Source organism: Mycobacterium sp. NPDC003449 (assembly GCF_053588415.1).
The window spans coordinates 1-12,229 of sequence record NZ_JBSFPX010000046.1; the positions used below are offsets into that span (position 1 = coordinate 1).

12 protein-coding genes and 1 pseudogene are annotated in these 12,229 nt (G+C 67.1%); 7 read left to right on the forward strand and 6 right to left on the reverse strand.

Annotated elements, in window-relative coordinates:
- The 5 genes and pseudogenes from ACWDTP_RS14405 to ACWDTP_RS14425 form a co-directional block, all read left to right on the forward strand.
- A pseudogene (locus ACWDTP_RS14405) lies at positions 1 to 180 on the forward strand (branched-chain amino acid ABC transporter permease); the annotation flags it as partial.
- Complete coding sequence (locus tag ACWDTP_RS14410; RefSeq protein ID WP_450020736.1) at positions 177 to 1,184, forward strand: branched-chain amino acid ABC transporter permease; 1,008 nt, start codon at positions 177 to 179, stop codon at positions 1,182 to 1,184. The pseudogene ACWDTP_RS14405 and the gene ACWDTP_RS14410, both read left to right, overlap by 4 nt.
- Positions 1,181 to 1,897 (forward strand): ABC transporter ATP-binding protein, encoded by a 717-nt coding sequence (locus ACWDTP_RS14415; RefSeq protein WP_450020738.1) that lies wholly within the window; start codon positions 1,181 to 1,183, stop codon positions 1,895 to 1,897. The genes ACWDTP_RS14410 and ACWDTP_RS14415 overlap by 4 nt, the downstream gene beginning before the upstream one ends.
- Positions 1,890 to 2,603 (forward strand): ABC transporter ATP-binding protein, encoded by a 714-nt coding sequence (locus tag ACWDTP_RS14420; protein WP_450020739.1) that lies wholly within the window; start codon positions 1,890 to 1,892, stop codon positions 2,601 to 2,603. Before ACWDTP_RS14415 ends, ACWDTP_RS14420 begins: the two co-directional genes overlap by 8 nt.
- A 14-nt stretch (positions 2,604 to 2,617) precedes the next feature.
- Positions 2,618 to 3,898 carry an amino acid ABC transporter substrate-binding protein gene (locus ACWDTP_RS14425; protein WP_450020741.1) on the forward strand — a complete coding sequence of 427 codons (1,281 nt, stop codon included), beginning with the start codon at positions 2,618 to 2,620 and terminating at the stop codon, positions 3,896 to 3,898.
- 4 nt (positions 3,899 to 3,902) lie between these two features.
- On the opposite strand, the gene ACWDTP_RS14430 is transcribed toward ACWDTP_RS14425, so the two are convergent.
- Genes ACWDTP_RS14430 through ACWDTP_RS14445 form a run of 4 tightly spaced genes read right to left on the reverse strand, consistent with a single transcriptional unit; the run spans position 3,903 to position 8,477 of the window.
- Entirely contained in the window at positions 3,903 to 5,333 is a 1,431-nt protein-coding gene (locus ACWDTP_RS14430) for a SulP family inorganic anion transporter (protein ID WP_450020743.1), read from the reverse strand.
- A gap of 28 nt (positions 5,334 to 5,361) precedes the next feature.
- A complete protein-coding gene (locus ACWDTP_RS14435) occupies positions 5,362 to 6,111 on the reverse strand; it encodes an ABC transporter ATP-binding protein (RefSeq protein WP_450020745.1) in 750 nt (249 codons plus the stop codon).
- Positions 6,108 to 6,995, reverse strand: a complete 888-nt coding sequence (locus ACWDTP_RS14440; protein ID WP_450020747.1) for an ABC transporter permease — start codon at positions 6,993 to 6,995, stop codon at positions 6,108 to 6,110. The genes ACWDTP_RS14435 and ACWDTP_RS14440 overlap by 4 nt, the downstream gene beginning before the upstream one ends.
- A gap of 24 nt (positions 6,996 to 7,019) precedes the next feature.
- On the reverse strand, positions 7,020 to 8,477 hold the full coding sequence (locus ACWDTP_RS14445; RefSeq protein WP_450020749.1) for an ABC transporter substrate-binding protein: 1,458 nt from the start codon (positions 8,475 to 8,477) through the stop codon (positions 7,020 to 7,022).
- A 143-nt stretch (positions 8,478 to 8,620) separates the two neighbouring features.
- Here ACWDTP_RS14445 and ACWDTP_RS14450 point away from each other — a divergent pair, with 143 nt between their 5' ends.
- Positions 8,621 to 8,974 (forward strand): YidH family protein, encoded by a 354-nt coding sequence (locus tag ACWDTP_RS14450; RefSeq protein WP_450020751.1) that lies wholly within the window; start codon positions 8,621 to 8,623, stop codon positions 8,972 to 8,974.
- Positions 8,971 to 9,303: a DUF202 domain-containing protein gene (locus ACWDTP_RS14455; protein WP_450020753.1), complete on the forward strand. Its 333-nt coding sequence runs from the start codon at positions 8,971 to 8,973 to the stop codon at positions 9,301 to 9,303. Before ACWDTP_RS14450 ends, ACWDTP_RS14455 begins: the two co-directional genes overlap by 4 nt.
- Here ACWDTP_RS14455 and ACWDTP_RS14460 read toward each other — a convergent pair.
- A complete protein-coding gene (locus ACWDTP_RS14460) occupies positions 9,280 to 10,200 on the reverse strand; it encodes a hypothetical protein (protein ID WP_450020755.1) in 921 nt (306 codons plus the stop codon). The two genes, ACWDTP_RS14455 and ACWDTP_RS14460, sit on opposite strands and share 24 nt — an antisense overlap.
- A 110-nt stretch (positions 10,201 to 10,310) precedes the next feature.
- Positions 10,311 to 12,224, reverse strand: a complete 1,914-nt coding sequence (gyrB, locus tag ACWDTP_RS14465) for a DNA topoisomerase (ATP-hydrolyzing) subunit B (protein ID WP_450020757.1) — start codon at positions 12,222 to 12,224, stop codon at positions 10,311 to 10,313.
- Positions 12,225 to 12,229: the final 5 nt, after the last annotated feature.

Genomic DNA, 12,229 nt, shown 5'->3' on the forward strand with positions numbered 1-12,229 from the left:
GTGCTCGCCGGGCTCGGCTCGGTGGTCGGTGTCCTCGTCGCCGGGCTGTTCCTGGGCATCCTGCAGTCGCTGGTCACCACCTACGTCGGCGCCAACTACACCCTGCTGGTGGTGTTCGCGGTGTTGTTCCTCGCGCTGTTGCTGTTCCCGCAAGGCATCTCGCGACGGGGGCTGGCATGAGGGGCAGGCCCGCCTCGGGCGGCAATCCGTTCCTCAACCTCGGCGTCCTCGCCGTCGTCGTCGCGGCACTGTGCCTGCTGCCGATGATGACCTCGCCCTACTACATCCGGGTCGCTACCGGCGTCGCACTGTGGGCCGGAATCGCCCTGTCCTGGAACGTGATCTGCGGGTACGCCGGCTACATCAGCTTCGGCCACGTCGCGTTCTTCGGCATCGGCGCCTACACCACCGCGATCCTGATGCAACCCCAGCACGATTGGAACTTCTGGGCCACGCTGCCGGTCGCGGCCGTCATCGCCGGCGCCGTTGCGGCACTGGTCGGTTGGCCCGCACTGCGGCTGAAAGGCGCCTACTTCGCCATCGCGACCTGGGCGCTGGCCGAGGCGGTCCGCGAACTCACCACCGTCCTCGACTTCACCGGCGGCTCCGGCGGACTGTCCACCCCGATCCGCGCCGACGACAACTTCTTCTTCTACACCATGCTCGCCGCCGCGGCCATCGCCTACGCGGTGTGCTATCTGTTGCTCGAACGGTCCCGGTTCGGTTTCCGGGTGAAGGCGGTGCGCGACAACGAGATCGCCGCCCGCGCCCAGGGCATCAACACCACCCTGGTCAAGATAGGGGCCTTCGTGCTGAGCGCCGTCATCCCCGCCGTCCTCGGCGGCATCAACGCCTACTGGATCACCTTCATCAACCCGGCCAGCGTGCTCAACACCCTGATCACCGACCAGTTGGTGGTGATGGTGCTGGTCGGCGGGCTCGGGCACGCGTGGGGCCCGGCGCTCGGCGCGACCGTGATGTTCCTGCTGCAGGAGCAGCTGCGGGTCAGCTACGGCGAGACCACCGCCTACATCATCGTCGTCGGCGCGCTGGTGATGGCGGTCGTGCTGTTCCTGCCCGACGGACTGATCAGCCTGGCCCGCCGGGCCCGCCGAATGCGGCTGGTACGCCAACTGCTCGGCCGCGCCCGCGACGACCTCGTGCGACCGGGGGTCCCGCGATGAAAGTGCTCACGGTCGATGGCCTGTCCCGGACGTTCGGCGGTATCCACGCCGTCGACGGCGTCACGTTCGACGTCGAACAGGCCGAGATCGTCGGCATCATCGGCCCCAACGGCAGCGGCAAGAGCACGCTGTTCAACCTGCTCACCGGCGCGCTGAAACCCGACACCGGCGCCATCACGCTGTTCGACAAGAACATCACCCGGATGGCCCCCTACCGGATCGCCAGGGCCGGCCTCGGCCGCACCTTCCAGATTCCCGCGCTGTTCGTGAACATGACTGTGCGGGAGAATCTCTGGACCGCGGCCGTCCAGTTCGACTGGGACAACGCCCGCGCCGACGCCGACGCGGTACTGGACCGCCTGGAACTCACCCCGGTCGCCGACGACCTCGCCAACACCCTCTCCGGCGGTCAGCAACGTCTGGTCGAAATGGGCCGGGTGCTGATGCAGAAACCGAAGGTCGCGCTGCTCGACGAGGTCGCCGCCGGGGTCCATCCGCGGCTGCGCCAGATCATGCTCGACGCCATCCGCACCCTGCGGGACGCGGGCACCACGTTCCTGGTGATCGAGCACGATATGGAACTCGCCCAGGACATCTGCGACCGGATCATCGTGATGGATGCCGGAAAGATCGTGGCGCAGGGCAGCTTCGAGGAGATTTCGCGCGATCCGCACGTGATGGAGGCGTATCTGGGGGTGCCGACGAGTGAGTGACATTACCGTCGCCGACCTCGATGCGGGGTACGGCAATGTGCAGATCCTGCACCAGGTGTCGATGACGGCCCGCACCGGCGAGGTCACCTGCATCTTCGGCCCGAACGGCTGCGGTAAGAGCACCCTGCTCAAGGCGATGGTGGGGGTGATCGACCCGTGGGCGGGCAGCGTCACCATCGACGACGAGGACATCACCCACCTGCCGTCGCATCGGACCCTGGGCCGGGGGCTGGCGATGATGCCGCAGGGCGACGGCGTGTTCCCGCAGCTGTCCGTGCGGGAGAACCTGCGCATCGGCGGCTACACGATCCGCTCCCGCCGCCAGCTGGACGACCGGATCGAGGCGCTGCTCGACGAGTTTCCGCGGCTGCGCGAACGGTACTCGGTGCCGGCCGGCCAACTGTCCGGCGGTGAGCAGATGATCCTGTCGATCGCGCGGGCGCTCGTGCTGAATCCGCGGTTCCTGCTGTTCGACGAGCCGTCGGCGGGCCTGTCCCCCAAGCTCGTCGGCGACGTCCTGGTCCGCGCCGCCGAGCTCGCCCAGCGCGGGGTCGGCGTCATCATGATCGAGCAGAACATCCGCGAGGCGCTGCGGGTGGCCGACCGGCTGTACGTCCTGGTGGCCGGGCACAACCGGTTCGACGGCACCCCCGCCGACGTGGCCGACGACCGTGAGCTTATGCACCTCTATCTGGGTGGCCGCTGAGGAGAGGAATCACCATGCCCAACAACATCAACCGCCGACGTTTTCTCACCCGAGCCGGCCTCATCGCGGGTGGCGTGGTGGCCGGCCCGAGCGTGCTGGCCGCGTGCGGCGGCGACAAAGGCGGCGGCGGGAGCACCGACACCTTCAAGGTCGGCGCCGTGCTCGAGCTCTCCGGCGAGTCCGCGACCGGCGGCCAGATCGCACAGCGCGGATACCAGCTGTGGGCCGACACGGTGAACAGCAAGGGCGGCTTGACCATCGGCGACAAGAAATACAACGTCGACCTGGTCGTGCAGGACTGTAAGAGCGACCCCGCCACGGGTGCCGACGCGACGTCCCGGCTGGTCACCGAGGATGGAGTGAACGCCATCTTCGGCGCCTACACCAGCGGGGTGCAGCTCGCGATGGACCCGATCTGCGCCAAGTACCGGATCCCGTGCATCGCCGGGTCGGCGGAATCACCCAACGTCTGGCGCAAGCAGCCCGCCTTCACCTTCGGCGTCATCCCCGCCGTCGACATCACCGCGGCCAGCTCCATCCAGTCGATCGCGGACACCGCCAATCCCAAACCGCTCACCGCGGCCGTCGTCGGCGCCAACGAACCGTTCTCCGACGACACCGCCCAAGGCTTCCGCGCCGGGGCCGAGCAGGCGCGACTCAACGTCGTCCATTTCAGCCTGTTCCCGCCCAACGCCGACCTGGCACCGGTCGCGCACGTGGTCGCCGCGCAGAAACCCGACATCGTCGCGGTCGGCGGCCACGACATCCTGCTGGTCGACTTCGTCAAGGCGATGGCCGCGACCGGCTACACCCCCAAAGCGATCATCGAGCACTACGGCATCACCGACGCCTCTTTCGCGAAAGCCCTTGGCCGCCAAGCCGACGGCGTGCTCGGGATCTCGGTGTGGCTGCCGACCGCGTCCTTCACCGACGACCTGTTCGGCTCGGCCGCCGACTACGCGAAGGCTTTCCAGGACAAGTACGGCTCCCCGCCGGACTACACCTCCGCCGGGTGCAGCGCCGCCGGGCGGGTGCTGCAAGCCGCCGTCGAGAAGCTGGGCGAGACGCCGTCGCTGTCCGAGGACGCCCGCGGCAAGCTCAACGACCTGATCGCCGCCACCGACCTGCAGACCTTCTACGGTCCGATCAAATTCGCCACCGAGGGCGACCACTTCCACAACAACACCGCGCTCGACCCGATGCTGGTGCAGATCCAGGGTGGCCAGGTCAAGGCGATCGCCCCACCGGAATCGTCCCAGGCGCCGATCATCTACCCGCTGCCACCGCTGGGCTGAGCCCTCACACCCCCAGCCGTCCCGACAACCGGTTCAACCGATCCAGGCTCGCACCGTCGAGCCCGGTAAAGGACACCGCCTTTCCCCGCGCCGAGTACTTCAACCGGATCGCATCGAGGCTGGCGACCGACGACGCATCCCACACCGACGCCCCCGACATGTCGATCACCACCCCGGAAGGGTCGTCGGCGTAGTCGAACTGGTGCACCAGGTCGTTGCTCGACACGAAGAACAGGTCACCGCGCACCCGGTAGGTCCGCGTCCCGTCCGGTCCGGATGACGCCGACACCGACGTGAAATGCGCGACGCGGCGGGCGAACGCCACCATCGCGGCCAGCACACCCAGCGACACCCCGATGGCCAGGTTCCCGGTCGCCACCGTCGCGATGACGGTGATCACCATGATCAGGGTTTCACTGCGCGGCAACACTTTCAAGGTTCGTGGCGCCACACTGTGCCAGTCGAACGTCGCGAACGACACTACGATCATCACCGCGACCAGCGCGGCCATCGGGATCCGCCCGACCAGATCCCCCAGCGAAACCACCAGGATCAGCACGAACACCCCGGTCAACAGCGTGGACAGCCGGGTCCGGGCGCCGGCGACCTTGACGTTCATCATGGTCTGGCCCACCACCGCGCACCCACCCATGCCGCCGAACAACGCGGTCACCACATTGGCCGCTCCCTGTCCGCACGCCTCGCGGGTCTTGTTCGACCGGGTGTCGGTGATGTCGTCGACGAGTTTGGCCGTCATCAACGATTCCAGCAGCCCGACCAAGGCCGCACCCAACGCATACGGCGCGATCACCTGCAGCGTGTGCAGGGTCAGCGGGACGTGCGGAAACCCGGGCACCGGCAACGAATCCGGCAGTGCTCCCTGATCTGCCACGTCGGGCACATTCCAGCCGAACAGCACGACGGCGAGCGTCAGCACCAACACCACCACCAGCGGAGCGGGCACCGCGGTGGTCACCCTGGGCAGCAGAAACATCACGGCAATGCCCACCGCGGTCAGCGGATACACCAGCCACGGCACGTCGACCAGATGCCGCAGCTGCGACACCAAGACCAGGATGGCCAGCGCGTTGACGAAGCCGACCATCACGCTGCGCGGGATGAACCGCATGAGCCTGGCCACCCCGAACACGCCCAACAACAGCTGGAACACCCCGGCCAGCAGGATCGTCGCGACCAGGTAACCCACCCCGAATTCCCGCGACACCGGCGCGACCACCAGCGCCACCGCCGCGGTCGCGGCCGAGATCATCGCCGGCCGCCCCCCGGTGAACGCGATGGTGATCGCCATGGTCACCGTCGAGAACAGGCCAACCCGCGGATCCACCCCGGCGATCACCGAGAACGCGATGGCCTCCGGGATCAGCGCCAGCGCGACGACCAGACCGGCCAGCACCTCCGTGCGCAGCACACTCATCGAAACTCCTTGACCAACAGGACAACAGCTACGCGGCCGGACGGTGCCCGAGGAAATCCAGAATGGCGCGCCTGCGGCGCTGGTAGGACTCCTCGAACTGCGCGTCGGGCGTGCGGGGTTTCTCGATCGTGATAACGTCGGCGACAGTGGCGGGCCGGTGGCTCAACAGCACAATCCGGTCGGCCAGCAGCAACGCCTCGTCGACATCGTGGGTGACGAACAGCAGCGTCATCTGCTGGGTCTCCCACACCGACATCAGCAACTGCTGCATCTCCAGGCGGGTCTGCGCATCCAGCGCGCCGAACGGTTCGTCCATCAACATCACGTGCGGCTCACAGGCCAGGGTGCGGGCCAGCTGCACCCGCTGGCGCATCCCACCCGACAGCTCGCTGGGCAGGTGGTCCAGGTAGGCGCCGAGGCCGACCTGCTCGAGGCGGGCGGTGGCGGCGGCCTTGAGTCCCTTACCGCGCAAGCCCCGAAGTTTGAGCGGGAACTGCACGTTCTTGAGTGCGCTGCGCCACGGGAACAGCGCGTCCTCCTGGAACACCATCGCGCACTGCGCAACGTTGCCGGTGACCGCCGCCCCGTCCACGGTCGCGGTGCCGCCCATCGGTGTGAGCAGACCGGCCAGGGCCCGCAGGATGGTCGATTTGCCGCAGCCCGACGGGCCGAGGAACACCACGACCTCGCCTGGCTCAATGGTCAGCGTGATATTGGCCGCGACAACGCCGTTGAAGCCGAGTTGCAGCTGCTGGAGACTGACGGCGCCGGTGCTCATCGCGACGCCCTCGGCAGCCAGCGGTTGACCCGCCGTCCGACCCGCTCGACCAGCCATGCGGTGCCCAGCCCGAGCGCGCCGATCGAGATCATCCCGACGACGACGCCCGCATAATCGAGCAGCCCGTAGGCCTGCCAGGTGTAGTACCCGATGCCGAACTGGCCCGAGATCATCTCGGCACTCACCACACAGATCCACGCGACACCCATCGCGACCGACAGCCCGGCGAAGATGCCGGGCAGTGCACCCGGGATGATCACGTGGAACAATAACGACATTCGGCCCGCACCCATGGTCTGGGCGGCCTCCTCCCACACCTTCGGCATCGAATCCATGGCATGGATCGTGCTGACCACCACCGGGAAGAACGCCGCGAAAAACGTGATGAACACGATTCCCTGCTCACTGGACGGGAACAGCAGAATCGTCAACGGCACCAGCGCGATCGCAGGGATCGGCCGGACCAGTTCGATGAACGGCCGCAACGTCATCCGGGCGATCTCCGAGCGCCCTACCAGCACACCCAAGCCGATGCCGACCACCGCGGCCAGGCCGAAACCCAGCAGGATCCGCTGCAGGCTGGCCAGCAGATCCTCGTAGTAGCCGCCGCTGCCGACCCGGGCCAGCAGAGTCTGCAGCACGGCCTCCGGGGCCGGCATCCGGTTGAACCGCAGCCAGGCCACCACGTTGTTGGCGGTCAGCAGATGCCAGGCCACCAGGAACAAGACGATCGGGATCAGCGGCAGCAATACCGCCGGCACCCGCCGCGCGACGGATGCGGGCAACAGGCCGGCGAGCCTGTCGCGCATCGACTTTCCGGACCGATCGTCCGGTGACCACGACTGCGATGCATCGATCGTGGGCCTGGTCATGAGGTCGGTCATGCGGTTTCCTTTCTTTGGGGTGGTTCAGCCCGCGGTGCGGGATTGCCCGACGGCGGCGGCGTAGGCGACGGCCCGGGCGTGCGGATGGTCGGCCCGGTAGCTGTCGGCGCCCGCCGAGGTGGCGAACGGCTTGTACCGCTGGGTCGGTGGAGCCGACGGATCCTGCAGCCACACTGCGTGATCGGCGAAGATCCGCAGCCCGGTCAGGGTGTCAGGCACGTAGGCGGCCCGCACCTGCGGTGTGGCGGCCACCCGGCGCAGCAGGCACGTCGGGGTGGCCGCGACGTCGGTGGTCTCGGCCCCGGACGACCAGACTTCCGACGCCTGCGCCGGCTCGTCGACGGGCAATCGGCACACATCGTCGAAACCGGTCAGCGTCATCGGATTGTCCAGGTCGGCCCGGCGCCGGTCATAGTCGGCGCCGAACAGCTGCCGCAAATAGCCGTCGTCGAGGAAGCCGGGAACGTCGAAATCCGGTGTCACCGAGCCACGCCCGACCAGATAGTCCTTGACGTTGGCGAATGCGCCGAGAAACTGGTCTTTGAGGGTCATGTCGAAGCTGACCAGTCCATTGGGTCCGTTGTAGAGGTAGATCACCTCGGGTTCGATCCCGGTCAACGCGCCGACCCGCAGCGCCGCGGCGAGCGGATGCGCGACGATGTCGTCGGTGGTGGCCTTCATCGCCCGCAGGAACGCCGCCATCACCTCGGGATTCCCGTCGGCGAACTGCTTGCGCACCACCACACCGTGGAAGGTGGGCACGTTGTTGTCGCCGCCGTCGTAGAGCAGCCTGCCCTGGTTGCGGTACACCACCAGCTGCGGCCACGGCACGAATTGCGCCAACGCGTCGACCTGACGCCCGTCGATGGCCGACGCGCCCACCGACGGATCCTGATTGACGATGTGCACGGCACCCTTGTCGATCCCGCCGGCCTGCACTGCCGACGAGAACATGCCGTCCCCGGCCGAGCCGAGACTCGTCGACACCTTCTTGCCGGTCAGGTCGGCTAGCGTGTGCGCGGACGAATCCGAGGGCACCACCACCTGATTCAACGAGCCACGCAGGTTGTAGCCGGTGGTCGCGACCATCTCGGTGACCGCGTCGTCGTACTTGCGGGTCTTGGAACCGTTGGTGAGCAACGGATAATCGCCCATCGAACCGATGTCGACGTGGGTGGCGATCATCTGCGCGGTCAATGGGGCGCCCGAGGCGAAGTCCTGCCACACCACCCGGTACCTGGTGCCGGTGCTCGCGCCCAGATCTTTCAGTGCGCTCTCGAAGTCGCCGCGGTCCCGCAGCAGGGTGCCGGCGTTGACGGTGTTGATGGTCTTGGACTGGTAACCGACGTTGACGACGACGGTCGGCTCGGTCAGCAGACCGCAGCCGGTCAGGAGTTGCGCACCACCGACGGTGAGTGCGGTCAGCGCGGCCGCCGACCGGGCCCGCCACCGGCTGGGTCGGAGATGTTGCACGTCGTCCATGCCCACTAGGGTCGACGGCTTCTGTTACCTCACTGTCATCTGAGGTTGCGCGGTGGTTACGCCATCCGCACGGTTACGACGACCGGGTTACGCCACCAATTCCGCCCTGGCACTAGGCAGATGCATCGGAAAGGCTTGCAGCCGTGGATATCCCGGAAACCCAGATCGAGCCCGACTATCGGTTCACGCTCGCCAACGAGCGCACGTTCCTGGCCTGGCAGCGCACCTCGCTGGGGCTGCTGGCGGCAGCGGTCGCGGTGGTGCAGTTCATGCCCGAACTGACAGTTCCCGGTCTACGCCACATACTGGGTGTGCTGATCGGCACGATGGCGATCCTGACCGCGGTCGCCGGGCTGCTCCGGTGGGCCCAGGTGGACCGTGCCATGCGCCGTGACCAGCCGCTGCCCCGTGCGACGATGCCCACCTACCTGGCCGCCGGCCTGTCCATGATGGGGCTGGTGACGGTGGGGTTGGCCGTCGCGGCGACGGTCCGATGACCCGCGAGGCGATCGAGCAGGACCGCGGCCTGCAGGCCGAACGCACCGCCCTGGCCTGGACCCGCACCGCCCTGGCGATCGCCGCGTCCGGCGTGCTGGTGCTGCTGCGAAACGGCCATTTCGATGCGGTGCGGCTCAGCGTCGTGGCCGCGGCGGCGGTACTCGGCGTCGGCGTCTACGCAGTCGGGGCGCTGCGGCGCCGTCAACTGCTGGCGCAACCGCGGTACAGCGCGGCGGCAGGCAGGCGTTACCTGCCGGCCGTCGGCATCGCCGTCATCATCGAGGGCGGGCTGGTGGTGACCTACCTAATGCTTCCTCTCGGTTTCTGAACGCTCCCGTTGCGCGGCGGCCCACACCTTCTTTCGCACCCGCGCCCTGAGGCTCGCCGGGTGGGATGCCATCGATCTCGTCACCCACACCACCGTCCAACCCCGGGATTCGAGTTCGGCCGTCTGCGCATGCACCCACATTCGACAACCCGGGTACTCCCGTTCATCGTCACACTCGACGGCCAGCTTCCATCGGCGCCACCCCATGGCCGCCCGCGCCCAAACCAAACCCCACTGGTCGTAGAACGGGATGTCGGTTTCAAGTCCCGGTATCCCGATGCCGCCCAGGGCAAGCCGGGTTTGCGTCTCCAGCGGCGATGCGGCGCCGCCGTCGGACGCGACCAGTGCTGTAGCCGATCGGTACACACCGCGAGTCCCTCCATTCGCCTCGATCAGCGGCCACACCTGCGCCGGGTCTAGCCCGGTTTTGTTCATCAACGCATCCAACATCGGTACCGCTCGGGCGTACGGCACCAATCGTCCCAGGTCGAATGCCGTCCGCGCCTCGGTGGTGACCCGCATCCCGTCGCGCACGCAGATATCTCCCGGGGCAAGCGCATACGAATGCGCCCGTAGCCCGGCCGGTGCGTGACGATTGGCGCGTACGACCTCGGCCGGCGCGTTGACATCCAACCATTCGGTGCCGTGCACCGCGGCGGCCGATAATCCGCTGAGCACCGCGTCCGGACCGGCGAACAGCCAGGCCGCCCGGGCACGCAACAGGGGTGTCAGCGCCACCTCATTGTCCAGGTACACATTGCGGTACACGTTGCGATACTCCGATGCGAGCTCGCGGACGGTGAGCAGCCCGGCTCGTATCGCCTCGCTGCCGAGGAACGGCATCCGCAGGTTCATGGCGCCAGCATCGACGTGCCCACCGACAATTCTGGCGGGCATGCCGGGGTTTATACACAGGTCGGGGACTGTGACGAGCGTGCAGGCTCTTTACGCGATCGCGCGGTTCTGCGCGAGAAACCTGCACGGTCGTCACAGCGTTCCGAAAGGCATCACACGTCGAGGAAGCGGATGTCTTTGGCATTGCGGGTGATGAAGCTGCGGCGGGCTTCGACATCCTCGCCCATCAGGATGGAAAACAGTTCATCAGCCGCGGCAGCGTCATCGAGGGTGATCTGACGCAGCACCCGCACCGTCGGATCCATCGTGGTCTCCCACAGTTCCTTGGCATCCATCTCGCCAAGACCCTTGTAACGCTGGATCCCGTCCTCGGCGTTGATCCGCTTACCGGCCGCCCGGCCCGCCTCCAGCAGACCATCACGTTCCCGGTCGGAATAGGCGAACTCCGGATCGGTGCGCTGCCACTTGAGCTTGTACAGCGGCGGCTGCGCCAGGAACACATGGCCGTTCTCGATCAGCGGCTTCATGAATCGGAACAACAAGGTCAACAACAACGTCGAGATGTGCTGGCCGTCCACATCGGCATCGGCCATCAACACGATCTTGTGATACCGCAGCTTGGCGATATCGAACTCGTCGTGAATACCGGTACCAAGGGCGGTGATGATGGCCTGGACTTCGGTGTTCTTCAGCACCCGGTCGATGCGGGCTTTCTCCACATTGATGATCTTGCCGCGCAACGGCAGGATCGCCTGAAACATCGAGTCCCGGCCGCTCTTGGCCGAACCACCGGCCGAGTCGCCCTCCACCACATACAGTTCGGAGCGCTGCGGATCGGTCGAGCGGCAGTCGGCGAGCTTACCGGGCAGCCCGCCGATGTCGGTGGCACTCTTGCGCCGCACCAACTCCCGGGCCTTACGCGCCGCGACGCGGGCCTGGGCCGAGGACGCCACCTTGGTGATGATGACCTTAGCCTCGGCGGGATTCGCCTCGAACCAGTGCGTCAACTGCTCGTGGCAGACCTTCTGCACAAACGACCGGATGGCCGCATTACCGAGCTTGGTCTTGGTCTGCCCCTCGAACTGCGGCTCGGCAAGCTTCACCGAGATCACCGCGGCCAAGCCCTCGCGGATATCGTCGCCGGTGAGGTTGGGGTCCTTGTCCTTGAGCAGCTTCTTGTCCTTGGCGTAGCGGTTCACCACGCTGGTCAACGCGGTCCGGAAACCCTCCTCGTGGGTACCGCCCTCGCGGGTGTTGATCGTGTTGGCGAACGTGTGCACCGACTCCGAATACCCGGCGTTCCACTGCATCGCGATCTCGACCTCATGGCCCGTGCCGGCCCCGTCGAACGCGATGATGCTCGGCTGGATCGGCTCTTTCACGGTGTTGATGTGGGTGACGTAGTCGATCAGGCCGCCCGGGTGATGATAAGTACGGGTTTCGTCGTCGGGACCGCGCCGGTCGGTCAGGGTGAGGACCAGGCCCTTGTTGAGGAACGCCATTTCCTGCAGGCGCCGCGCGATGGTCTCGACGTTGTACTCGGTGGTCTCGAAAACCTCAGGATCCGACCAGAATCGGACTCGCGTGCCGGTGCGCGCCGACGGCTCGCCGCGGGTCAGGGTGGCGGGCACCGAGTGGTCGTAGTGCTGGAACCATTCGTGGCCGTCGCGGTGGATGACCACCTCCAGGCGCGTCGAGAGCGCGTTGACGACGGACACCCCCACGCCGTGCAGGCCGCCGGACACCTGGTAGGACTCGCCGTCGAACTTGCCACCCGCATGCAGCTGGGTCATCACCACGTCGACGGTGGGAATCCCGGTCTCGTGCATGGCGACCGGGATGCCGCGGCCGTCGTCGCGCACCTCGACTCCGCCGTCGGGCAGCAGGGTCACGTCGACGCGGGAAGCGTGCCCAGCCATGGCTTCGTCGACCCCGTTGTCGACGACCTCCCACACCATGTGGTGCAGGCCGCGCTCACCGGTCGACCCGATGTACATGCCGGGACGTTTCCGGACGACGTCGAGGCCTTCGAGGATCGTGATCGATTCGGCGCCATAGCTGGACACGGGTG

Bases quoted from the DNA above. Each gene is read 5' to 3' on its own strand.
- ACWDTP_RS14455 (WP_450020753.1), top strand. From the start codon at position 8,971: ATGACCCGCGAGGCGATCGAGCAGGACCGCGGCCTGCAGGCCGAACGC.
- ACWDTP_RS14430 (WP_450020743.1), bottom strand. From the start codon at position 5,333: ATGAGTGTGCTGCGCACGGAGGTGCTGGCCGGTCTGGTCGTCGCGCTG.
- ACWDTP_RS14435 (WP_450020745.1), bottom strand. From the start codon at position 6,111: ATGAGCACCGGCGCCGTCAGTCTCCAGCAGCTGCAACTCGGCTTCAAC.
- ACWDTP_RS14415 (WP_450020738.1), top strand. From the start codon at position 1,181: ATGAAAGTGCTCACGGTCGATGGCCTGTCCCGGACGTTCGGCGGTATC.
- ACWDTP_RS14445 (WP_450020749.1), bottom strand. From the start codon at position 8,477: ATGGACGACGTGCAACATCTCCGACCCAGCCGGTGGCGGGCCCGGTCG.
- ACWDTP_RS14425 (WP_450020741.1), top strand. From the start codon at position 2,618: ATGCCCAACAACATCAACCGCCGACGTTTTCTCACCCGAGCCGGCCTC.
- ACWDTP_RS14460 (WP_450020755.1), bottom strand. From the start codon at position 10,200: ATGCCCGCCAGAATTGTCGGTGGGCACGTCGATGCTGGCGCCATGAAC.
- ACWDTP_RS14440 (WP_450020747.1), bottom strand. From the start codon at position 6,995: ATGACCGACCTCATGACCAGGCCCACGATCGATGCATCGCAGTCGTGG.
- ACWDTP_RS14410 (WP_450020736.1), top strand. From the start codon at position 177: ATGAGGGGCAGGCCCGCCTCGGGCGGCAATCCGTTCCTCAACCTCGGC.